This window comes from Dendronalium phyllosphericum CENA369, assembly GCF_016056275.1.
Classification (GTDB): domain Bacteria; phylum Cyanobacteriota; class Cyanobacteriia; order Cyanobacteriales; family Nostocaceae; genus Dendronalium; species Dendronalium phyllosphericum.
The window spans coordinates 18,482-40,485 of the sequence record NZ_JAECZA010000238.1; the positions used below are offsets into that span (position 1 = coordinate 18,482).

Consider the following 22,004-nt stretch of genomic DNA (forward strand, 5'->3'; position numbering starts at 1 on the left):
TCTACTCCGTATTTAGCCTTCAGCCTCGCGCAGTTCCTCCAATTCTTCTGGTGTGAGGGGATTGTTGCCTGCCTTAAGTGCTTCTATCCAGTCTAGCCGTTGCTGCTTCACATCTTCTGAGTAATCAAGTGCACCACTGTCTACAGCAGCCTGAAAGTCTTCTAATGCCCCTACCAGATCGCCTGTCAGTACTTTAGCAAGCCCCCGACTATCTTGATAAAATTTATTTTCAGGGTCTAGGGTGACAGCTTTTTCACAGACAGGAAGAACTCCTTTAGCATGACCGTATAAACTACCAACCCAGCAGATGCTATTCCAATATTCAGCAGAGTCATTCAAACTAGGTTGAATATTTCGGGCTTGGCTGAAAGCGCTCTTTGCTTCTTGAATTTTGCCTTCTTTCACCCAACTGATGCCCTGACTTAAAGCAACCGCAGCCGAAAAAGCTGTATCTTGCATCAACTTAGGAAATATTGCTACTGCTTCATGTAGCCCTTCGGCATTGAGCCATTTTGTATCACTGTTCCATACAACTGCTTCAAAGTTGGCACTGCTGAAATGGGCGTCTCTAAGATTAGCACCGCTAAGATTAGCACCGCTAAGATTAGCACTGCTAAGATTAGCACCATTCAGGTCAGCATTGCTGAGATTGACACTGCTAAGATTGGCACCATTGAGGTTGGCACCATTGAGGTTGGTACTGCTGAGATTGGCACTGTTGAGATTGGCATAACTGAGGTCGGCACCATTGAGGTTGGCACCATTGAGGTTGGTATTGCTGAGATTGGCACTGTTGAGATTGGCATAACTGAGGTCGGCATAACTCAGGTCGGCATCAATGAGATTTGTACGATAGAGGTCGGCACCGCTGAGGTCAGCGCCATTAAGGTCAGCATCGCTGAGGTTGGCATCACTGAGGTCAGCACCATTAAGGTCAGCATCGCTGAGGTTGGCACCACTGAGATAGGTATCTCTAAAGTCGACATCGCTGAGGTTGGCATCACTGAGGTCAGTACCGCCGAGGAAGACATCACCAAGGTCGGCACCGCTGAAATCAACACCGGTGAGAAACGACCTTAAATTGTTGTTAAAACCTAAGATACCCAGACAGTGACTATAGCCGATAATACAGCGCAAGCGTTCTGAGTTAAATTTATCATTATCCAATTGACCGCAGGGGTGAAAAGTAATTGTGTTTTTGAGGTCGTCTTTTGTTCGGGCATAGCGATGCAATTCTAGGAGCAAAATCATTACATTCAGCCCTGTATAAACATCGACCTGTCGCAGTCCCAAGTGAGTTTCTCGTTCTGGTAATTGCTCCCTTAATTGTTTTTTCTTAATTAGGGGTAGGTTTGCATCTTCTGAATCAATAAATTCCCCATCGCTCCAACGAAAGTAGAAATACTCTAATCTTTGGAACAGTTTCTGCAAGCGTTCTATATCGTTAAATTCCGATCTTTCAATCAACAAACCCATCAAATACTCGACAATCTCAGGTGTTAAATTTCCATAGCCAAATAGATCATAAATCTGCCTATCCATTACATCCATGGTAATCAAGTCATCTTCGCGCTGACGCTTGGTTACTTTTTCTGTCCAATCTACAAAGCTTTGTATTAAACGCTCCGCGAATAAAAACTCGCCAAAACTCTTGTGGACAAACTCCACAGAACCGCCTTTATCACCTGAAGCAGGTTTGATATAAAATGCAGTCAACAAGTTATTGAGTAGCTTATCTTGTTGATTTTTTTCTGAGGAATTCTCCTGTCTAGCTTGCTGAATTAACTTTGCTGCTGGGCTTTTGCTGTCTTTGAGCCGTGCTTCTAACATTGCCACTTTTGCAGATTCATTCCCCGACTGCACCACACACAAAGCAGCTTCAGTCAGAAACTCTCGCAAATCTTCGCTCTCTAATCTAGTCAAGCGGGAGTTATCATTCTGATTTTCACTTTCGCGCTGTTTTTCTAGTACCCACTTCACTGATTCGTCATAGATGCGGATTTTTGCTTGGATACCTTTTGCATCTGCAAACATTTGCACATTGACACGCTGCTCCCGGTGCATCCGTCCTAATAAATAAAGCAGTAAAGGTTCTCGTGCTAATTTATCTTTAATTTCATCAGGACAAGCCTGCAAAAACTGATCAAAGTTAGTAGCTTCCTGCGTCCCAACTTTAGCTGCCCATTTCTCTAGCCATGTTTGCCGAATCGAGTCATCCATTGGCTGAAGTTCTACACGCTTGAGGCTTTTTGTTTGTGAGAGCAGCCGTTCAATTCCTTGTAGCGCTAAAGGACGACCAGTAACTAAAAACTGATGATGGCAAAGGTTATCTTTTTGAAACTTCTCTACCTGTTCCAAAAATTCCTTCAAGCCGCCACTAGCTCGTCCTTCTAGCAACAGCTCGTCAAAACCATCCAGTAAAAACAAAAATCGGGTATTCTTATCGGTCAGCCAGCCGGAATCACTGATGACAAAATCAACGTTTTCTAAATAGTTTTCTAAAGTATCAGTGAGATTATCTTTGAGTACCCGCAGCTCCCGCAACCGAATCAGAATTGGCGTAAAGCTAGGATGCAATTCCCGCCGTACCCTGTTAGCAAACATTCGACAAAAGACACTTTTACCACGTCCGGCTTCGCCTTGAATAAATAAAACTTGTTTTTGTTTATTCGGATCTGGATTCTCAAGTATTGTCTTAACCCATTCCTCTATTTGAAGAGTTGTATTGTTTTGGTCATCCAGTTCTTTGACTTGCAGCGGTACATACAAGTCCCGAAAGGTAATGTGAGTTTCATCAAAAATCTTTTCTTCTGGCTTAGGTTTTATTACCTGTTCTAAATAATCTTCAATACTCAGATTCTTTTCTAGCTTCTCTTTCCCTCCGGCGCTATACCATTGCACCAGTTGCTTAACTTTATCGCCGACTCCTATCAATGCGTCTTGTATGTATTCATCGGTCTTCCGAGCCACTCGTTCAGTTACAGTTTTTGCGTCTGTCTCAGTTAACCCTGCCTCTTGCAATCGTTGCTGTAAAATCTGATTAAATGCATCTGCTAGTTTTGATTCGTGGAAATAAACAATCGCTTTTTTCGCTTCCCGCTCCTCAAATTCTTCTTCGCCTAATTTCCTAATCTGCAAAGCTAAAGCATCAGAAGCTTTTTCGTCTTGATTAAGTTTCTCTAGTAATTGCGAATCTTGTTTGAGAATTTCCTGAAAGCTGTCTATGTAAGCAACCTGACTAACCAGTAGCACACAGCTTTCTAAGCTTGGCTCTTTTTTGGTGGCATCAAAAATCAGCTTTAGTATAGTAATGGCAATGGGTGCAAAGGGAATTGCGTCCTTAGTAATTTGACCCAGAGGACTATTAAATACATCTAACAGCGAGGAAATTTGTTCTACATAGGGTTTAAAGTTTTGAACGTTGGGTTTTTGATCTTTAAGCGCTTTCGCCAAATCAAACACGGCTTTAGCAGCTTCGGTTCCCGTCTTTGTTACCTCTACGCTCTGTCCCCAGTTCAATTGCTGAATGTTTGTCCAAAACTTCCACAACTTCCTCGTCATAAACTATTTTCCTGCCCTATCTATTTTAGAAAAATGCACTGGTATGATTTAAACTCAGAGTTAACTAGTTAACAATTTGCGATCGCTTTACTCAAACGGCTATAAGTCTCTGCTCACAAAGCAAAGTATACTTGGGATAAAGTTAGTAACACGTACTTAATAAATGCTTTTTAAGTAATAAATAATACTTAAATCAATGTTTTTTAGATAATTTTTGCGTAAGTCCTGCTGTGTTGTTCTATAAGTTGTGCTTTATGTAATACTTATACTACAATATTTGAATATTCATACTCTTGTCAGACTAATTACTGTAAGGATATGAAAAATATATCCTATCCAATTCAGTTATAAGTTTGGAAAAATCCTAAATAAAATATATTACAACTTACCAATCTTTAATAAAGTATATGAACGCTGACCGAAAATCATATTTTTTAATTGTTGATTTAGAAGCTACTTGCTCCAATGACGGTAAAATTCCCAGTCACGAAATGGAAATTATTGAAATCGGTGCTGTAATGCTCAATCGAGCAACATGGGAAATTGACGCAGAATTTCAGCAATTTATCCAACCTGTAAGACATCCCCAATTAACAGCTTTTTGTACTGAATTGACTAGCATTCGACAAGAAGATGTTGACCAAGCACGACAATATCCGGAAGTAATTTCTCGTTTTAAGGAATGGTTATACTCATTCCCTATGCATATTTTCTGCTCGTGGGGTAATTACGATAAAAAGCAATTTCTTCAAGATTGTGAATTTCATCATGTTTCTTATCCTTTTGCTTCCGAACACAGAAATATCAAAAAGGAATTTTCAGAATATCTTGGTGTATCTAAAAGATTTGGTATGGCACAGGCTCTCCAGCATCTAGGAATGGAGTTGATAGGCACACACCATCGAGGTATAGATGATGCTCGTAATATTGCAGCTATCTACAGACACATAAAAACTGTAAAAATACCTCATGAAAATAGGGATTAAGGAAAAGAACATTTTCATGCTTTGTTGTGAATAACAAATTATCGAGTCTGTTTTCAGTAATCTTTGTGCGTAAGTCCTGATGATGATAGGATTTTGTATTACCCTCACAACTGCGATCGCAAATTAAATCCGACTAACGATATGACATTAGCGCTGGGCATGATTGAAGTTTATGGCGTTCCCGCAGCCCTGGAAGCTGGAGACGCTATGTGTAAAGCAGCCCGCGTCACCCTTGTTGGTTACGAAAATACAGATTTGGGACGAATTACTGTGTTGATTCGGGGAAATGTCGGTGAGGTAAATGTAGCTGTAGCAGCAGGATTAGAGGCGGTGCTGCGAGTTAACGGAGGTGAGTTGCTTTCCAATCACATTATTCCCCGTCCCCATGAAAACTTAGAATATGTTTTACCGATTCATCACAGTGGCAATGTAGAGCAATTCAATGCAGATATCAGGTTTCCTCCGCCTTTATCAGCGTAAACTGATGACTGTTGACTGATGACTGGTGACTGATGACTAAATTAATCTCTCGGATGCAGGCGGTACAGTCGCCAATTATTCCTGTGGTTGGCGAACTAATTAAAAACTCTCCTGGAACCATTTCTCTAGGACAAGGTGTGGTTTCGTATAGTCCACCACCTGAAGCTATAGAACTTTTGCCTAAATTCCTTGCCGAACCAACTAATAATCTCTACAAAGCAGTTGAGGGAATTCCTCCTTTATTGGCAGCACTTGCAGCAAAATTGTCAGTCTTCAATGGTATTGAAATCAACAAAGAAAACTGCATCGTTGTGACAGCAGGTAGCAATATGGGCTTTATGAATGCCGTTCTTGCTATTACTAGTCCAGGCGACGAAATAATTTTAAATACGCCCTACTATTTCAACCACGAAATGGCGATCGCAATGGCGGGTTGTCGTGCGGTATTAGTAGAAACAGATGAAAATTACCAACTGCGTCCTGAAGCCATTGCCCAAGCAATTACTCCAAAAACACGGGCGGTAGTGACAATTTCACCCAATAATCCAACTGGAGTTGTCTATTGTGAAGCGACATTGCACCAAGTAAATCAAATTTGTAGCGATCGCGGCATCTACCACATTAGCGATGAAGCCTATGAATATTTTACCTATAACGGGGTAAAACACGTTTCTCCTGGTGCTGTTGGCAGTAGCGAATACACAATTTCCCTTTATAGTCTTTCTAAAGCATACGGCTTTGCTAGTTGGCGCATCGGTTATATGGTGATTCCTCAACACTTACTAGTCCCCGTTAAAAAAATTCAGGATACAATTTTGATTTGTCCGCCCGTAGTTTCTCAGTATGCAGCTTTGGGGGCATTGCAGGCAAAAGACGATTATTTAAAAGAAAATATTGGTGCGATCGCAAAAGTACGGCAACTAGTACTGGAATCTCTCAACCGCTTACAAAGTTTGTGTAGCATTACTCCTGCTAATGGGGCTTTCTATTTTTTCTTGAAAGTGCATACTCAGATGGATGCATTTAAATTAGTCGAAAGATTAATTCAGGAACATAAAGTGGCTGTCATTCCCGGTACAACCTTCGGCATGAATGATGGATGTTATCTACGGGTTGCTTATGGGGCGCTGCAAATAGATACTGTAAAAGAAGGTATAGAAAGATTAGTACAAGGTTTGCAAACGATAATTAAGAATTAGGAGTTATGAATAGATATTAAGTTTTGGGTTGAGATTTAAATAGATGAATGCGTTAGTTTTAAAATTTAAAATCTCAAATTCAAACTTGAAAAAATGCCAATTATTCATAAACTAGTTGAAATTGAAACTAGTCCAGGTATTAATATTCATAACATTACATCACAAGTTCAAGATTTTATTACTTCAACTTCGATTAAAAACGGTCAGGTTTTAGTATTTTCTCGACACACTACCACTGCCTTAGCTATCAATGAAAATGAAGTCAGATTGTTAGAAGATATCAAGGTTTTCTTACAGAAATTAGCGCCAGAGTCAGAACATTACTTGCACAACGACTTACATTTAAGAGATGTTCCTGAAGATGAACCAATCAATGCCCATTCTCACTTGATGGCAATGATGTTGACTACCAGTGAAGTAATTCCTATTGTAGATGGAAAGTTAGCTTTAGGAACTTGGCAATCTATATTGTTTTTTGAGTTAGACGGGTCTCGCAAAAGAAGTGTATTTCTTCAAATTTACGGAGAATGATAAGTTAACACAATTTTAGATTTGGGATTGTGAATCATTTTCTGTTTCAGGAATGTAAGACATTTTGTTGTGATTTGCACTCTCGTTTCGTTATGTAGTGGCGATACCGAAACATTGCTTCTAGTTGTGCTTGCACTAACCAACCACTGATAAATTCAACTGTTCCTCCACCAGGCATAGAAAAGGAAATTGCATCAGTCAATCTAGTTTTATTATCTATCGATTCAAATTGATGTCGATGTATCCAAGACTCAAAAGGCCCGGATATTTGTGTATCAACAAATAAGCGATATTGTTCGCATTCAGTATGACGCGCTAACCAAGTTAAGGGTAATAGCCCTAAAAACAATCGAAATTCTGTAATAGCGCCTACTTCCAATCCTCCCTCACGGCGCACTACTTGAACTGGTTGCCAAGGGGGATTTAGTAGTTGCAAAATATCTGGCCTTTCGTGAAATTTCCAAACTACTTCTGTTGTCGCATCAATTACTGAGGAATGTGTAAAGTGCAGCATGGAAAGAAAAACCTACTATTTAGCCTTCGGATTCGGTATCAATTTCAATATCTAAAGTATCTTCATCAACCCGGACATATAAAATATTTGGATTACAGCAAACTTGGCAATCTTCTACATAAGATTGTTGCGATCCAGCACTCAGATCGATAAAAGTTAAATTAGATTCGCCGCAATAGGCGCAATAATACTCAGCTGTTGTTTGCATCGGGTTTTTAACTATGAATTTATGAAGATTGGGGACTAGTTATTAAGATTTCCCTTATCCCCCAAAGTTCGCTTTTAGGAAAGTTTTCCTAAAACTTCTCTTCTTGCCTCCTATTTTGGCTGTAATTCTTTTGGCGATGATTGGAAATAACTGGTAGCATCAGCCAAATGCTTTAGTAGTGTAGACTGTGGTAGAGGCCCTTGCAAGTGACTCCAGGGTAAAACTTGCTCTGTAGGCCAGTTGGCATAAACGTAAAAATCTAAGTCGGGAAGCTGTCCTTTGAGTTGCTTGAAAGCACGTTTGTAGCTACCCAAAGAATCGCCAAAGTTGCGAGTCAGTTCGAGAAGATGGGAGAGTCGGCGATCGCCTCTGGATAACAAAGCTTGAATTATTGACCAATTATAGCTTTCTGGGCGAAAATCTATGCCTTGGGGTTTGAGTTTTTTTTGTAATAATTGCAACCGCTTCTCAGCTTGCTTATTGACTCCAAACCACTGAAAAGGCGTGTGTGCCTTGGGCACAAAGGTACTGCACCCCAGTGTTAAACGCAATCCTGGTGCAGCTTTTTTAACGTTTTGCATCATTGCTACAGTTTGCTCTAAATCCTCTGGTTCTTCACCGGGAATTCCTACCATACCGTAGAGTTTCAAGGCTGATAATCCACCTGCTTTAGCATTTACCGCTGCTTGGATAATTTCCTCGTTATGCAGCTTTTTGTTGACGATTTGCCGCAATTTTTCTGAACCACTTTCAACGGCAATTGTAAGCGATCGCGTGTCTCGTTGTGCTAAAGTTTTGGCTAGCTGTACTGTTACTGTATTGGTTCGCACCGAGGCAATACTCAAACGAACATCATCGTATTTTGGCTGACTAATATAATGTAGTAATGTCTCAAATTCTGGATGCTGGGTAACAGAAGCCCCTAATAATCCTAAGCGATTTGTAACTGCTAAACCTCTTTCAATAGCTGGAATTAACGAACCTTCCAAATTTGCTGTTCTAAAAGGCAATGTCAGATAACTCGCTAAACAAAAGCGGCACATTTCTGGACAACTTCTGACCACTTCCACCATGTAAATATTTTCCCAAGCTGCCTTTTGAGTAACGACAGTTGATGCTGATAAAGTATTTCCACGATAAGTTTGTTTTTGTACCAATTCCGGAATTTCTGATGAAATTGGTTTAATTGCCTTGACTGCACCATCTATTGCTTGATATTCCACTTCATACAAACTCGGAACATAAATTCCTGGTATTTGTGCAAGTGTTTTAAGTTGAGTTTGTCTAGAAGTATTTCTGACAGTTTTATATGCCTCAATAAAATCTCCTAACAGATTTTCGCCATCTCCTAGCAAAATTACATCAAAAAAATCTGCAAAAGGTTCGGGGTTAGCAGTGAGAACAGGGCCGCCGCCAAAAATTATCGGCTGATTATCATCGCGTGAAGTTGCACGAATCGGAATTTCTAAAGATTCCAGCAAATTTAAAATATTCACATAATCTAGTTCCCAAGAAATAGAAAATCCGATTATTTCTGGTTTTATGGGTAATTGTTCGTGAATATCGGTAAACAAGCGACTTACGTGCACATCATCGCGCATTGCCAAAGTTGCCCAAACCACCTGATAGCCTAAGCTAGTGATACCGACGGTGTACTCATTGGGAAAGGCAAAAATGACTGGTATAGCGTCGTTGTTGGGGGTAGTAGGCGTGAATAAGAGACGTTCGGAGGCAAATACAGATGATGTCACAAGTGTTTATTATCAGCAGGGTTATCTATATCTAATTTTAAGCCATAGAATTATACAGTTAAAAACCAATGTCACGCTGTTAGCAAGAATAATCGGCAAAGCTTGGAGATATATTCCATAAACTAACCACAAAAAAACACCTATTATAAATGTAATCAGCGTTATTAAAGAAACATCTTTTGCTGATTTTGTTCGCCATGTTTTTAACATTTGTGGCAAAAAAGAGATTGTGGTTATTGTGGCAGCAGCTAATCCCAAAATTGTCAGAAAATCCATACTTAATTATTTATCTTAAGTTGATGTATCATAATTTATCTAAATTCTCTCTTATGCTTCAAGTAATTTGTTTAAACTAGTCAACTACCAAGCTGCAAAAAATTAGGCTAAACTTTAGTTATACCATTATATAAGAGAGATTAAAATGCTAGATGCAGTAAAGTTTCAAGCAAAGATTCAAAATGGTTTGATTCAGATTCCTGATGAGTACAAACAAGAACTCTTTGAAGGAGATGATATTCAAGTTATTGTTTTGGTAAAGAAAAAATCATCTTCAAAAAAAGACATAATTGATGAATTGACCGTAAATCAAATTCAAGTGAATGGTGTACTCGATCGTGAAGAAATTTACAGTGGCTAATTATGACAAATGGTGCATCTTTTATTGATACGAATGTTTGGCTATATCGGTTATTAGACAACCAGAATATAGAATTGGTAGAAAGAGAAAGAAAACGGAATATTGCTATTTCAATTACGTCAAATCAAGTAATCATTATCAGTACGCAGGTTGTAAATGAGGTTTCTGCTAATTTACTAAAAAAAGCAGCCTTTAACGAAGAGCAAATCAAAGCTGTGATTCAATCGTTTTATCGTCGCTGTACTGTAATAGAGTTCAAAGAAAGTATTTTTGAATCTGCATCAGATATCCGCAGTCGATATAATTTTTCTTTTTGGGATAGTTTAATTGTTGCTTGTGCGCTGTCATCAGGTACAAGTCTTCTCTATTCTGAAGATATGCAGGATGGGTTAGTAGTAGCTGGTCAATTAGAGATCGTGAATCTGTTTAAATAAAAATAAAGATATTAGGTTTACAATGATATCAAATTTATTTTAAGCAAAGAACCTTGGATCGAGAATCTGCTCAATAAATGGAAATTCAGTGTGGAAATTTTTCAAAGTCATAGTCGTAGTTTATTGCCAACAATTGCCCTCCTCTGTTTGCAACGCTGCTAAATATTTTACACCGCTCGGCAATTTTTGCGCGATCGCTACAACTAATAGCAATAAGATTCCTAACTTATTTAATAAGTTGGAAATCTGAGACTATCTTTGAAAAGCGATCGCTTTATTGATTACAACACCTTACACTGACCGTGATGCCGGAGCAAATGGTCGCACAAAACTAAAGCCACCATCGCTTCCACCATTGGAACTGCACGCGGTAATACACAAGGATCGTGTCGTCCTTTTGCAGCTAATACTGTTTCTTCACCTTCACTAGTAACTGTTTTTTGTTCTTTTCTAATTGTTGCTGTCGGCTTAAATGCAACTCGTAAAATAATATTTTCTCCGTTAGAAATTCCTCCTTGAATACCACCAGAACGGTTAGTTACAGTGCGAATTTCACCCTTTTCATCAATATAAAATTCGTCGTTATGTTCAAAGCCGGTAAGCAAAGTTCCGCCAAAACCCGAACCAATTTCAAAGCCTTTGCTAGCAGGGAGAGACATTACAGCCTTAGCGATATCAGCTTCCAATTTATCAAATACTGGTTCGCCTAAACCTTTGGGGACATTGCGCGCCACACATTCCACCACACCGCCGATAGAATCACCAAGTCTACCAGTTTGTTCGATTAATTCAATCATGCGATCTGCACATTCAGTATCGGGACAGCGGACAATGTTGCTTTCCACTTGTTCTAAGGTGACGATATTGGGGTCAACTACACCTTCTAAATCCTTGATGCGCTTGACATAACCGATGATTTCAACATTGGCAACTTGACGGAGAATTTTTTTAGCGATCGCACCTGCTGCCACTCTTCCAATTGTCTCACGCGCTGACGACCTGCCTCCACCTTGCCAATTGCGAATGCCATATTTGGCATCATAAGTTGCATCCGCATGAGAAGGGCGATACGTTTGTACCATCTCGTTGTAGTCTTGGGAACGCGTGTCTTTGTTCCTTACCAAAATTGCTATGGGTGTCCCCAAAGTTTTGCCTTCAAAGACTCCAGACAAAATTTCGCAAGAATCAGCTTCTTTGCGAGGTGTCGTAATTTTGCTTTGTCCTGGTCGTCTTCTGTCTAACTCTACTTGAATTTCTTCGGCAGAAATTTCCAGTCGCGGAGGACAACCGTCAATTACAACTCCCACACCACCGCCGTGGGACTCGCCAAAAGTGCTGATGCTAAATAGATGCCCAAAAGTACTGCCCATAATATTTATAAAATAAGGAAGAAGCTTATGTATTGTACCTAGAGGTCTTGCAAAAGTCTTGTTTACACCTCTGTTACCTCGCGTAACAGTTTACTAAACTACTCATTAACCTAATTAATGCCTTGCAATTAAATAAGAGTTACTAATTTTAAAAGTTGTAGATTTTCGCAGCAATCTTGTAGCATCTTCTACTGATAAAGGGCGGCTAAAAAGATATCCTTGCATTAATTCACATTCAAGAATTCGCAATACATTTAGTTGTTCTTCAGTTTCTACCCCTTCGGCAACGACTGTTAGATTCAGTCCATGTGCCAAAGTGACGATCGCAGTTGTGATAGCTGCTTGACAATTTTCATTCGTAAGGTCGCATACGAAAGACCTGTCAATTTTTAAACAGTGGATCGGAAAATTTTTGAGATAACTGAGAGAACAATACCCCGTGCCAAAATCGTCTATGGAAATAGAGACACCCATTTTACATAACTCGCTCAAAATCTCCTGAGTTAAAGACACATTGTCCATGGCAATGCTTTCGGTAATTTCTAACTCCAAACAATTGGGATTCAACTTAATATCTAACAATATTTGACTTACTAGCTTGAGTAAGTTAGGTTGCTGAAATTGTCGTGCGGAAAGGTTAACTGCTACTGTCAAGGTCTCTAAGTTGAGAGCATTTTGCCAAGTTTTATTTTGAGCGCAAGCAGTTCTTAGAGTCCATTCGCCTATAGGTACAATTAGACCTGTTTCTTCCGCGATTGGGATAAATTGTTCCGGAGGAATTAAACCTAGTTTTGGGTGTTGCCAACGCAGCAAAGCTTCCATTTTTGTAATTTCACCTGTGGTGATATTCACTTGCGGTTGGTAAAAAATTCTTAATTCTTCTCGTTCTAGAGCATAGTGCAAGCTGTTTTCCAAGATTAAGGATTCTGAAGCTTGTACATTGATTTCTGGTTGATAAAACTGATAGTGATTTCGTCCCTGTAATTTGACACGATATAATGCTGATTCCGCATGTTTAATTAAGGTTTCTGCATTTTCTCCATGCATGGGATATAAGGCAGTACCGATGCTAGCACTAACATGCAAGTGATGATTTTTGATCTCAAATCCAGGTTTAAATGCTGCTAAAATGCGTTCTTGTATGTGAGCTACATTTTTGATATCGCTAACTTCTGGCAAAAGTATAGTGAATTCGTCACTTTCCCAACGAGCAATAATATCAACCGATCGCAGACATTTTTTCAGACGTTGGACTATACTTTGCAATAGTTCGTCGCCAATGTCATCTCCGAGTGTATCGTTGATAATTTTAAAACGGTCTATATCCAAAAAACAGACTGCTAGCTTTTTGTCATATTGATGTGCTTGTGCCAATGACTCAGAAAGTCGCTTTTTAAATAATACTCGGTTAGGTAAATCGGTTAAAAGGTCATGCAAAGTTTGATGGCGGATTGTGGCTTCTGCTAATTTGTGAGCGGTAATATCTCGAAAACTCCAGACTCTACCAACAATTTTGCCACCAATGCGCTGCGCTATTGAATATCGCTCAAAGATACTCCCATCTTTTAATGCGATCGCATCATTACTATTTGTATCTAGTTGCAGGTGTAATTTTTTAAAAGTTGCAAGATAGTTTCTCGGATTTTCTAGCTGTTTTACCATTACTCTCAGTGCTTGTCTAAAATTCCTAGAGTTAATTAACGACTCTGGAATCTGCCACATCTGCACAAATTTTTGATTAAAATCTGCAATATTACCTCGGTCGTCTATTACTAAAATACCGTCATTAGTAGATTCTAATGTTGCTCGTTGCACAGAAAGAGATTTCTCTAATTCTATTTGTATTCGCTCGCGTTCGTCTATCTCTTTATATAATTCCGCAGTCAACTCATAAATTTGGCTTTCTAATTTAGAGGCAAGACTTTTATTTTCTAAAAGCAATTTTTTTAATCTTTTTTCTGTTGATAAGTATTCATATGCTAAGGCTAATAGGCATGATGTAATTTGCAACAGGGCAATTTCTGTTGCTAATAACAGTCTTGTCTCGATATAGTTATCAAAGCCAATAAACCCTACCAAATCGATTCTGGTGATTATTGGTAGCACCAAAATAGATAAGACAATTAATTTTATACTTAAGCAGCTGAACAAACTAACCATTAGAAGCATAGTGTTAGTCTCTGCTATCGTAGATAGAATTTTTATTAAAATCTTTTTTTCTTTTCATTTTAAGAAAAATGAGCTAGTCTACAAGTTAATTTCAAATAGATAAAATATTTTTTTTAGAGTTTAGTTAATTTTTCATATGTATTGAGAGATAAATATTTTTCAGTTTTAATAGGTTTCACCATGAATCACCATCTGTAAAAATGATGATTTGCAAATAAAAAAGGTTGTGTTAAAATTGCCAATTTTTATTTTGCAATAGTAGTTATCAAAACAGAATTCACGCTCGACCAGTTGCGTTGCGAAAAGGCTGTTTTGTCTTGGGAATTTTCCCATGAAAAACTGCCATTAACGCAACATTAGCAACGCAGGAGCGTCGCCTGGAGGAGGTTCTTTACACGAACAAATAGCGTACAGAAGTCAGTATCAATTCTGTACGAAGCGGCAGATAAATTAACAGCTTTAAGCCACCACTAAATCGAAAATTTAGTAGTATTCAATCAGTAGCAGGTCTGAATTTTCTACCGATCAAATTTTGACTTTTGAATTCTTCTTCAATGCGATCGTTTATATTTCCTTCATATTTTATACTAAAAGGCTCGATTGATTGTAATTTTTAAAACTTAATTTTTAATTAACTTTTAAAAATTTTACAGAGGATTAAATTTACAGCTATCATGCTGAGTTTGCAAATAAAATATACGCTTGAATCGGGAATATCAACAGTGCTATTTATCAAGCGTTGAAACAAGAAGTCCTACTGCTACCAAAGTTATATACTTATTACTATCATTTACACTTTACTAATTAATGTGTTTTTAAATACATATAAATTTAAGTAATAAGATTTCTCAATCTTGCAGTTATAAATTATTTTTGATACCTTCTATCGACTATTTTAATGGTTTGATGAAAAAATACAGGTATTAATCTATGAAACTTACTAAGGGTTATCCCTGTTAGGGCTGAGTAAAAAATTAACAACTGATGTAAGCTAAAGCGCATTTAATTTTCAGAAATACTCATAGGGTTTTTGACCGCTGACTTTTGACAGCCAACGGTCAACATGAAAAGATGTGCAAATTAAATGCACGACAGCTTAATTAAATTAATAAATGTAACTGCGAACCTTGTTGAGTTTTACTAACCTCAATGCGGGCTTGGAAGGCTTCTTTGAGGTGGGGCATGTGGGTGACCGTAAGGATACAAGCGAAATCGCAGGCGATCGCATTAATGGCTGCAATCAAGCGATCGCATCCTTCAGCATCTTGCGTACCAAATCCTTCATCTATAATTAGCAATTGCAATGATGCACCAGCCCGCTGCGCTAGTAATTTCGCCAAAGCCAAACGGATGGCAAAATTGATTCTAAATGCTTCGCCACCAGAGTAAGTTTCATAAGCTCGTGTACCTCTAGCATCGGCAATTAAAATATCTAGAGTGTCTATCAGTTTGGCATTTTTCCGCGTTGACTTGCCATTGCGCCCAGATTTTTGGGTAATAAATTGCACGTGTAACTGGTTAGCACTCAGCCGCGAAAGTAGTTGATTTGTCTCAGCTTCCAGTTGGGGCAACACATTCTCAATCATCAAAGCCTGAATACCATTTTTCCCAAATGCTTGTGCTAATTCCTGATAAACTCGGTATTCGCGTTTGCAAGATTGCAGTTGTAGTTGTTGTTGCTCGTACTGAATTTGCATAGTTTCCAGTTGGTGAGCCAACTGTTCTAAACGCCCTAGCTTTGCTATATATTCGTCTAGTTGTCGCCTACGTGCTTGAAGTTGCTGTTCTAAAGCTTGAATTTGCTCGGTTGGGTTGGCTGCTTGCGCTAACTGCTGAACAATACTATCAATCTGGGTAGCGAGTTTTTGTTTCTCTATTAATCTGATGCTTCTAGCTGACTCTAACTCTTGTAATCTTGCTTGGAGTTGCGGATACTGCTGCTGGGCTGACGAAAGCTGTTGATAGCGTAACTGCCATGACTGAGCCTGGCGTACTGCCATCCGCAGGTTGTTATGCTGTTCCGAACTGTAGGCAACTTCCGCAATATGACGTTCAAGGGCAACGATTTGTCTGGCACATTCAGAATCCGTTTGTTCTTGCTGGATTCTAGTTTGTAATTGGGCAATTTGGCTCTGTAATTCTGGTTTTCGGGCTGCTAGTGTAGCTCGGCGTTTGCTAGCATCTTTAATCTGCCCTTGTTTAATTTCTGCCCAGCGCCACCGTTCTACTTCACTACGGGCAAGAGCATGGTCTTGTTCATTATAATTGAGCTGTTGCAGATATTCTTCTAACTGTCGCAGTTCGGCTTGTTTGTCGGGGGCATAATCACCAGCTTGCAGCGATCGCTCTAAATGTTGCTTTTCAGCAGCCAGTTGTTGTAACTGTTGTTCGGCATCGCTGGTTGATTGCAACTGCGCTGATAACTGCCCTCTCTGTTCCCGCAAGGATTCATAAGGAGCTAAGTTTTGCGATATTTCTCGGTATTTCTGGCGTAATACTTGAATTTCTCGATCTGTACAAGCCAATTGTTCTCTAAATACCCATAATTGCTCCTCAGTTTCTTTGTACTCAGCTTTGGTTTTATCCGCTACACGATTCCAATTATGTTCGTCTAAGGAACGTTCGCACAAAGGACAAATGGCATCGGGATTACGCAGCATTTGTAATTTTTGATCCAATTCCCCCAATAACCTTTCATATTCCCGTTGCTGTGCTTGTAGCCGTTCGATAAAGTGTCGCCTTTCCTGCCCTTTTTCCTGGACTCGTTGTAAATAAACTCTGTCTTTTTCCATCTGCTCGATCTGCATTCCCACTTCCATCACCGCTTGTTGCAGTTGCGGTTGGCGTAGTGAGGAACGTTGCAGTTGGTTCTCAGTTGCTTGTAACTGTTCTAATCTGGCTCTTAAATTAGCTTCAACCCGATGCAGTTGGCTTTGTAAATTTTGCCGCTGTTGCAACAAGGGACTAACTTGCATTTGCAGTTCGTCTAAATGAGCTACACGGCGACGCGCTGCGGTTAGTTGTGCTAAACCAGCTTCTACTTCACCTGATTTGCTGAGAGTTTGGTGAATTTCTTGCTCTTGCTGCTGCAAGGCTTCTAATTGTCCTTGGACTTGTTGCAGCTGTCTTTCGATTTCGTGAATTTGTTTAGTTAGTTGCTGTTGCTTTTGTTGGCGCAACCCAGTCGCACGAGTGTATTCTTCAAATTTAGTTGCCAACACTTCTTCTTGAGATTGCAGACTTTGGTAATGAGCATAGCCATTTTTAATTTCAGTTTCTTGATTTAAGATGGCTACTAAATCTGCTAGCTGACTTTTGATAGCTGAGTGTTCTTGTTGCAGGCGATCGCAATCTTGAGTTAAATTCTGGTACTGTTGCCTGACAAAGTTGAGTTGTTGTTCCCAATTTTGCCGCTGGTGCTGGACAACTTGCAAACTTTGCAATTGAATATTATCGAAAGCTTGTACCTGTTGCAATTGGTTGAGTTCGCTTTCTAATTCTGCTTTTTGTGCCTGCGTTACCTCACGTTGTTGCAGTTGAATTTTAATCGCTTCTAAAGAACGCTCTAACTCTTCTACCCTAGCTTTGAACTGCCGAGATGATTCTTTAGCTCGTTCTTCCAAATCATCATATTGATTGAGTTTCAACAACTCCGCTAAGATTTCTTTGCGTTCGCTAGGGCGCTTGAGCATGAATTCATCTGCCCGACCTTGACGCAAGTAGGCAGAATTAATAAAAGTATCGTAATCCAGCTTGATGTGTTCTAAAATCAAATCCTGTGTTGCTCTTACCCCCTTACCAGTCAAGGCACGAAAGCCAGAGGGTGTTTCTATTTGAAACTCAAGCACGCTACTAGCACCCCGAACTCGCGTGCGAATCACGCGATATTTGTGCTGATTGCTGTGGAAAGTAAAATCCACTCGCACTTCTTTTGCACCTGCATGGATGACATCGTCTTCAGCGGCAGCACGGCTTTCACCCCAAATAGCCCAGGTGATGGCTTCCAGAAGAGACGATTTACCTGCACCATTGGAACCACAAATACAAGCCGTATGCAGACCGCTAAAATCTAAAGTTGCATCACGGTAACTAAGAAAGTTTTTGAGGATAAGTTGTACTGGGATCATTGAGGCTATAGCGCCACATCTACATTTTTTTAACTAGCAGTACAGATGCACTCTTGATAGTTTAGCTAGGTAGATATCAGGTTTCTAGTCCTGAAGACCGCAATTTTACGAAAATTAACAATATTATGAGCTAATTTTTCCTGTTAGGCAAATTATTTTGCTCAGATTCAGAGAAAAATCAAACTTCTGGAGGTTAGCGTTTATTTTGCTCTGTTAGCACAAAAGAAGGCAAAAACAGATTTTCCTAGTTTTTAAAGAAGCAGGTTGAAACTTGGCATTTTTTCACTAAAAGTAATCCTAAAAAATAAAACCCGCGCTGGCGGGTTTCGTTTGTATAGCCACGACTTCTAGTCGTCAGAGCTTAATTGTGGTTTATCGTCTCCCTTCTCATTTTGTTGCTTAGAATGATTTGAATTGCGATCGCTCCTCGAAAGCTCAACAATGAGATTGAAAACTGCATCGGCAGACTTTTCCACTGCCCAAGCTAAAAAGGCGCTAAGTATCAGCATTAAAATAGTGTCCATAAGACCTACTTGATTAACGACTCTTATAAGGTCGCGCTAATCGTGTCTGGGCAAGGGTTATGGCAAGTATGAGTTCAGGTATGATTTATGTATGAGTTGCGTGACTTTAATAACAGCGAGAAAATTAACATAGTTAAGAAAGTCACAAAAGTATGGCAGAGCGATCGCTTCAAGCATCTCAAAAAGGCATACAGTTAGCCAAACAAGCTCTGATAAGTAAGAGATTGTTGCAGAAAGATTTAATCGGTTTGGTTTGTCAGAGTCGCCAACCTATTTCCAAATTTTTTACAGGTAAACCTTGCGATCGCGAAATTTTTGTTGGAATTTGCGAAAGGCTGAGTTTGAAATGGCAAGACATTGCTGAAATGCCCCCAGTCGATGACTTAATAAAGGTAGAAAATAATACTTTTAATACCAATGCTCTTGTAAAAGAGGTACGCGAAAAGATAAAACCTCTCATTGAAGAACGCTGTGGCACAATGCGGGTGCTAGATATGACTCAACCCATTGGGCTGAATGATATTTATACTAATGTCAACATTCTAGAGAAAATAACTGGACGGCGGTGGCTTGGAATTGATGAATTACTTCAACAGTGTACGAACGATGATTTTGACCGCTTTGGACTGAGCAGAATTACTGAAAAACGAGTGCCAGGACTAGAGGCAGTTGAGAAATATCCCAAGCTAATGATTTTGGGAAAACCAGGGGCAGGTAAAACCACTTTTTTGAAATATTTAGCAATGCAGTGTATTGGAGGTGAGTTTCAGTCTAAACGTGTCCCGATTTTTGTCACTCTTAAAAACTTTGCTGAAGCAGCAAATAAACCTGGGTTACTGGAATATTTGATTGAAGATACGATAAAAAATATTTCTAACAAACCACCTTTTGTAGAGACTGAATTTATTTATTACATTCAAGATGTAATAACTCATGGCAAGGCATTGATTTTACTTGATGGCTTGGATGAAGTTAGAGAAGAGGATAACAGCCGTATATTAAAAGAAATTGGTGATTTTTCTGAGCATTTTCGGAAAAATCACTTCGTCATTACCTGCCGCATTGCAGCGCGAGAATATATTTTTGATAAATTTATAGAAGTAGAAGTTGCTGATTTTGATAATAAACAAATTAAGACTTTTGCAACCAACTGGTTTAAGGACAAAGCTGTAAAACCAGAGACTTTTCTTGAACGCCTTGAAGACAATAATCGAATTAAACAACTTGCTGCAAGTCCTTTGCTGTTGACACTGCTATGTTTAGCATTTGAAGAGTCAGGAGATTTTCCAGCGAATCGTTCTGAGCTATATAAAGAAGGATTAGATGCACTACTCAAAAAATGGGATGCCAAGCGGGGAATTCAGCGCGATCAGGTTTATAAAAAGCTATCAGTCCAACGCAAGGAAGATTTATTAAGCAAAATTGCTCTAACAACCTTTGAGCTTGGAGACTACTTCTTCAAGCAGAAAACAGCAGAGCGATACATCACACAATACATCCGCAATTTACCTGGTGCTAATACTGATGAGGAAGCACTGCAAGTCGATAGTGAGGAAGTTTTGCGTTCTATTGAATATCATCATGGGTTAGTTGTAGCAAGAGCAAAAGGGATTTATTCATTTTCTCACTTGACATTTCATGAGTATTTCACAGCTAGAGAATTTGTAGTTGTAAGACAGTCATCAGAAGAAGCCTTGCAAAATCTTGTTAGCCATGTCACTGAAAAACGTTGGCGGGAAGTCTTTTTGTTGGCAGTTGGGATGTCGCCTAGTGCAGATCGGTTGTTGCTTTTAATAAAGCAGCAAGTTGATTTACTTATTGATGATGATGAGTTGCTAGGGTTTCTAAATTGGGTCAACCATAAATCTCTTTCAGTCGAGATTGCATTTAATCCCTTAACTGTGAGAGCATTCTATATTAACCTTTGTTCTGACCTTGAATTGAACTTAACTAATCACTTAGCAGAACCGGAGCCAGAGCCGGAGCCTGAGTCTGGTATTGACTATTCTAGTGTTCTTAATTCTGCCTTATTGGCTAGCTTGTTGATTAGTAACTCGACTAGCTCGACTAGATATTTTATAGAATCAGAACTTCGTCCTCTCAGCTTGAATACACTTGATTTTGAGATTGATGATGCTCTTATTTCTGCTCTTGCTCATGCTCACAAACTTGCCTCTAATACTATACCTCAATTTCAAGTAGGCTCTAGTCTGGCGTTTACTCTTAACCGTGCAATTAGCATTATATATGACAACGAGCTAAAACGCTCATTAAGAAGATTTAAACAGCAAATACCTGACCCAAAGAAAAACCGAGCAATATTTAAAACATTGTGGAAAGCTAATGGAAAAGCTTGGTTAAATAAGTTAAAACTTATAATAATTGACAATCGCAATATAGGATATGAATGGAATTTTAGTGACGAGCAAAAAGACTTAATAAAACAGTATTACGATGCCAATCGATTCTTGGTGGATTGCCTGAATAGCGATTGTTATGTCAGCCGTGAAGTCCGACAGCAAATAGAGGATACTTTATTATTACCGATCGCAGAGATTCAAAAGCGTCAGCAACAGTCATGAACCGAGATTTAGTAAATAGCTATGTTTTAGTCTAAATATAACTTAACTGTTCTATCTGCTACTCCATCGCCAACTGTACTAATTTAAGATTCAGCTTATACTTGCTCTTTATATAATGGCGAATTCTCAGGCAACTCCCAAGAATGCCCTTGACAATGAACGTAACCATTTGTAATAGAAATACCAAACATTTGGCGCATTATCTTGGCTGCTTCTTTCCTCTCTTCATCTGTCAAGTAATCCTGTCCTTTAAAACCTGCTCGATAAAGTTGAGGATTACCACCAGCATTCAAATGACGCTGTTTTCCAATTTCTAAAATTTCTTGAAACCTAGCATACTTTTGTTTTTGTTCTTCAGTCCAATTTTTCATGATTACAAGTCCCAATTAGTCGGAACAATATCGCCGTTTTGCAAAATCATAGCAATTGGTAAGATTAGGCTTAATGTATTGATGTACCAATTCCCAGTTTCTTCATCATAAAATGTATTACCGAGTAAATCTAGGGTAGTAAGCGCATTGATAATCAAGTATTGTGCTTCACTCGGTTCCATTAGTGCTTTATCTATAACTTAACTTTAGCAATTTTAAGGGCAAAAGAAAGCATTTCTATATTTCTAAAAAAGGCATAGAATTTAACAATACCGTTGCCAAAATAAGAGCATGAAGAGGTAGGGCGTTTCGTAGTAGAGTTATTGTCTCTCACAACGACAACTCAGAAACTACTAGCCGCCCATGCCCGACATCTTATCACTATTGCAATGTCTTCTACCGCAGATAAACGCCACAACGATGCGACAGTTGAACCAGATAATACAGGCCATGTTAGCGATGAATGGGCGAATCACAATGTTGGGAATATCCCGGTGGGCAGAAATGGGTGGTAGTTATCGAACAATGTTGAGGTTCTTTCATACAGTAATACCTTGGGC

At 39.1% G+C, this 22,004-nt stretch carries 19 protein-coding genes; 8 read left to right on the forward strand and 11 right to left on the reverse strand.

Features of this window, described 5'->3' with window-relative positions; all coding sequences use genetic code 11:
* Positions 1-12: 12 nt before the first annotated feature.
* Positions 13-3,561: a pentapeptide repeat-containing protein gene (locus I8752_RS27965; RefSeq protein WP_214435486.1), complete on the reverse strand. Its 3,549-nt coding sequence runs from the start codon at positions 3,559-3,561 to the stop codon at positions 13-15.
* A 407-nt stretch (positions 3,562-3,968) separates the two neighbouring features.
* Here I8752_RS27965 and I8752_RS27970 point away from each other — a divergent pair, with 407 nt between their 5' ends.
* The 4 genes from I8752_RS27970 (at position 3,969) to I8752_RS27985 (ending at position 6,757) form a co-directional block, all read left to right on the forward strand.
* Positions 3,969-4,547, forward strand: coding sequence for a 3'-5' exonuclease (locus I8752_RS27970; RefSeq protein ID WP_214435487.1), 579 nt, complete (start codon positions 3,969-3,971; stop codon positions 4,545-4,547).
* Between the two features lie 141 nt (positions 4,548-4,688).
* Complete coding sequence (locus I8752_RS27975) at positions 4,689-5,027, forward strand: carbon dioxide-concentrating mechanism protein CcmK (protein WP_214435488.1); 339 nt, start codon at positions 4,689-4,691, stop codon at positions 5,025-5,027.
* Positions 5,028-5,059: 32 nt separating this feature from the next.
* Positions 5,060-6,226, forward strand: a complete 1,167-nt coding sequence (locus I8752_RS27980) for a pyridoxal phosphate-dependent aminotransferase (protein ID WP_214435489.1) — start codon at positions 5,060-5,062, stop codon at positions 6,224-6,226.
* A gap of 93 nt (positions 6,227-6,319) precedes the next feature.
* Positions 6,320-6,757, forward strand: a complete 438-nt coding sequence (locus tag I8752_RS27985; protein ID WP_214435490.1) for a secondary thiamine-phosphate synthase enzyme YjbQ — start codon at positions 6,320-6,322, stop codon at positions 6,755-6,757.
* 46 nt (positions 6,758-6,803) lie between these two features.
* Here the strand turns inward: I8752_RS27985 and I8752_RS27990 are convergent, their stop codons facing one another.
* The 4 genes from I8752_RS27990 to I8752_RS28005 all read right to left on the reverse strand — a co-directional run bounded on the left by I8752_RS27990 (position 6,804) and on the right by I8752_RS28005 (position 9,506).
* Complete coding sequence (locus I8752_RS27990; protein WP_214435491.1) at positions 6,804-7,271, reverse strand: SRPBCC family protein; 468 nt, start codon at positions 7,269-7,271, stop codon at positions 6,804-6,806.
* A gap of 19 nt (positions 7,272-7,290) precedes the next feature.
* Positions 7,291-7,479 (reverse strand): CPXCG motif-containing cysteine-rich protein, encoded by a 189-nt coding sequence (locus tag I8752_RS27995; protein WP_214435492.1) that lies wholly within the window; start codon positions 7,477-7,479, stop codon positions 7,291-7,293.
* Between the two features lie 110 nt (positions 7,480-7,589).
* Positions 7,590-9,230 (reverse strand): B12-binding domain-containing radical SAM protein, encoded by a 1,641-nt coding sequence (locus I8752_RS28000; RefSeq protein WP_214435493.1) that lies wholly within the window; start codon positions 9,228-9,230, stop codon positions 7,590-7,592.
* A gap of 21 nt (positions 9,231-9,251) precedes the next feature.
* Positions 9,252-9,506, reverse strand: coding sequence for a SemiSWEET transporter (locus I8752_RS28005; protein WP_214435494.1), 255 nt, complete (start codon positions 9,504-9,506; stop codon positions 9,252-9,254).
* 145 nt (positions 9,507-9,651) lie between these two features.
* On the opposite strand from I8752_RS28005, the gene I8752_RS28010 reads away from it, so the two are divergent.
* Together I8752_RS28010 and I8752_RS28015 are read left to right on the forward strand one after the other, a co-directional pair.
* The gene (locus I8752_RS28010) at positions 9,652-9,867 is read left to right on the forward strand and encodes a hypothetical protein (RefSeq protein WP_214435495.1); all 216 of its coding nucleotides are present in this window, start codon (positions 9,652-9,654) and stop codon (positions 9,865-9,867) included.
* 2 nt (positions 9,868-9,869) lie between these two features.
* On the forward strand, positions 9,870-10,301 hold the full coding sequence (locus I8752_RS28015; protein ID WP_214435496.1) for a PIN domain-containing protein: 432 nt from the start codon (positions 9,870-9,872) through the stop codon (positions 10,299-10,301).
* 281 nt (positions 10,302-10,582) lie between these two features.
* Here the strand turns inward: I8752_RS28015 and aroC are convergent, their stop codons facing one another.
* The 4 genes from aroC to I8752_RS28035 all read right to left on the reverse strand — a co-directional run bounded on the left by aroC (position 10,583) and on the right by I8752_RS28035 (position 18,491).
* A complete protein-coding gene (aroC, locus tag I8752_RS28020; protein ID WP_214435497.1) occupies positions 10,583-11,671 on the reverse strand; it encodes a chorismate synthase in 1,089 nt (362 codons plus the stop codon).
* A gap of 114 nt (positions 11,672-11,785) precedes the next feature.
* Positions 11,786-13,777, reverse strand: a complete 1,992-nt coding sequence (locus tag I8752_RS28025) for a putative bifunctional diguanylate cyclase/phosphodiesterase (RefSeq protein ID WP_318780903.1) — start codon at positions 13,775-13,777, stop codon at positions 11,786-11,788.
* Between the two features lie 1,163 nt (positions 13,778-14,940).
* The gene (gene sbcC / locus I8752_RS28030) at positions 14,941-17,967 is read right to left on the reverse strand and encodes an exonuclease subunit SbcC (protein WP_214435499.1); all 3,027 of its coding nucleotides are present in this window, start codon (positions 17,965-17,967) and stop codon (positions 14,941-14,943) included.
* 347 nt (positions 17,968-18,314) lie between these two features.
* Positions 18,315-18,491 (reverse strand): hypothetical protein, encoded by a 177-nt coding sequence (locus I8752_RS28035; RefSeq protein ID WP_214435500.1) that lies wholly within the window; start codon positions 18,489-18,491, stop codon positions 18,315-18,317.
* Between the two features lie 152 nt (positions 18,492-18,643).
* On the opposite strand from I8752_RS28035, the gene I8752_RS28040 reads away from it, so the two are divergent.
* Positions 18,644-21,073, forward strand: coding sequence for an NACHT domain-containing protein (locus I8752_RS28040; protein WP_214435501.1), 2,430 nt, complete (start codon positions 18,644-18,646; stop codon positions 21,071-21,073).
* Positions 21,074-21,168: 95 nt separating this feature from the next.
* Here the strand turns inward: I8752_RS28040 and I8752_RS28045 are convergent, their stop codons facing one another.
* The gene (locus I8752_RS28045; RefSeq protein ID WP_214435502.1) at positions 21,169-21,444 is read right to left on the reverse strand and encodes a hypothetical protein; all 276 of its coding nucleotides are present in this window, start codon (positions 21,442-21,444) and stop codon (positions 21,169-21,171) included.
* A gap of 2 nt (positions 21,445-21,446) precedes the next feature.
* On the reverse strand, positions 21,447-21,626 hold the full coding sequence (locus I8752_RS28050; RefSeq protein WP_214435503.1) for a hypothetical protein: 180 nt from the start codon (positions 21,624-21,626) through the stop codon (positions 21,447-21,449).
* A gap of 181 nt (positions 21,627-21,807) precedes the next feature.
* Here I8752_RS28050 and I8752_RS28055 point away from each other — a divergent pair.
* The coding region (locus I8752_RS28055; protein WP_214435504.1) for a transposase at positions 21,808-22,004 on the forward strand (197 nt) is incomplete at its 3' end.

Excerpts from the sequence above, each read along its gene's own strand:
- I8752_RS28050 (WP_214435503.1), bottom strand. The coding sequence starts at position 21,626 with ATGGAACCGAGTGAAGCACAATACTTGATTATCAATGCGCTTACTACC.
- I8752_RS27970 (WP_214435487.1), top strand. The coding sequence starts at position 3,969 with ATGAACGCTGACCGAAAATCATATTTTTTAATTGTTGATTTAGAAGCT.
- I8752_RS27985 (WP_214435490.1), top strand. The coding sequence starts at position 6,320 with ATGCCAATTATTCATAAACTAGTTGAAATTGAAACTAGTCCAGGTATT.
- I8752_RS27965 (WP_214435486.1), bottom strand. The coding sequence starts at position 3,561 with ATGACGAGGAAGTTGTGGAAGTTTTGGACAAACATTCAGCAATTGAAC.
- I8752_RS27990 (WP_214435491.1), bottom strand. The coding sequence starts at position 7,271 with ATGCTGCACTTTACACATTCCTCAGTAATTGATGCGACAACAGAAGTA.
- I8752_RS28005 (WP_214435494.1), bottom strand. The coding sequence starts at position 9,506 with ATGGATTTTCTGACAATTTTGGGATTAGCTGCTGCCACAATAACCACA.
- I8752_RS27980 (WP_214435489.1), top strand. The coding sequence starts at position 5,060 with ATGACTAAATTAATCTCTCGGATGCAGGCGGTACAGTCGCCAATTATT.
- I8752_RS27995 (WP_214435492.1), bottom strand. The coding sequence starts at position 7,479 with ATGCAAACAACAGCTGAGTATTATTGCGCCTATTGCGGCGAATCTAAT.
- I8752_RS27975 (WP_214435488.1), top strand. The coding sequence starts at position 4,689 with ATGACATTAGCGCTGGGCATGATTGAAGTTTATGGCGTTCCCGCAGCC.
- I8752_RS28015 (WP_214435496.1), top strand. The coding sequence starts at position 9,870 with ATGACAAATGGTGCATCTTTTATTGATACGAATGTTTGGCTATATCGG.
- aroC (WP_214435497.1), bottom strand. The coding sequence starts at position 11,671 with ATGGGCAGTACTTTTGGGCATCTATTTAGCATCAGCACTTTTGGCGAG.
- I8752_RS28010 (WP_214435495.1), top strand. The coding sequence starts at position 9,652 with ATGCTAGATGCAGTAAAGTTTCAAGCAAAGATTCAAAATGGTTTGATT.
- I8752_RS28045 (WP_214435502.1), bottom strand. The coding sequence starts at position 21,444 with ATGAAAAATTGGACTGAAGAACAAAAACAAAAGTATGCTAGGTTTCAA.
- sbcC (WP_214435499.1), bottom strand. The coding sequence starts at position 17,967 with ATGATCCCAGTACAACTTATCCTCAAAAACTTTCTTAGTTACCGTGAT.
- I8752_RS28035 (WP_214435500.1), bottom strand. The coding sequence starts at position 18,491 with ATGGACACTATTTTAATGCTGATACTTAGCGCCTTTTTAGCTTGGGCA.
- I8752_RS28040 (WP_214435501.1), top strand. The coding sequence starts at position 18,644 with ATGGCAGAGCGATCGCTTCAAGCATCTCAAAAAGGCATACAGTTAGCC.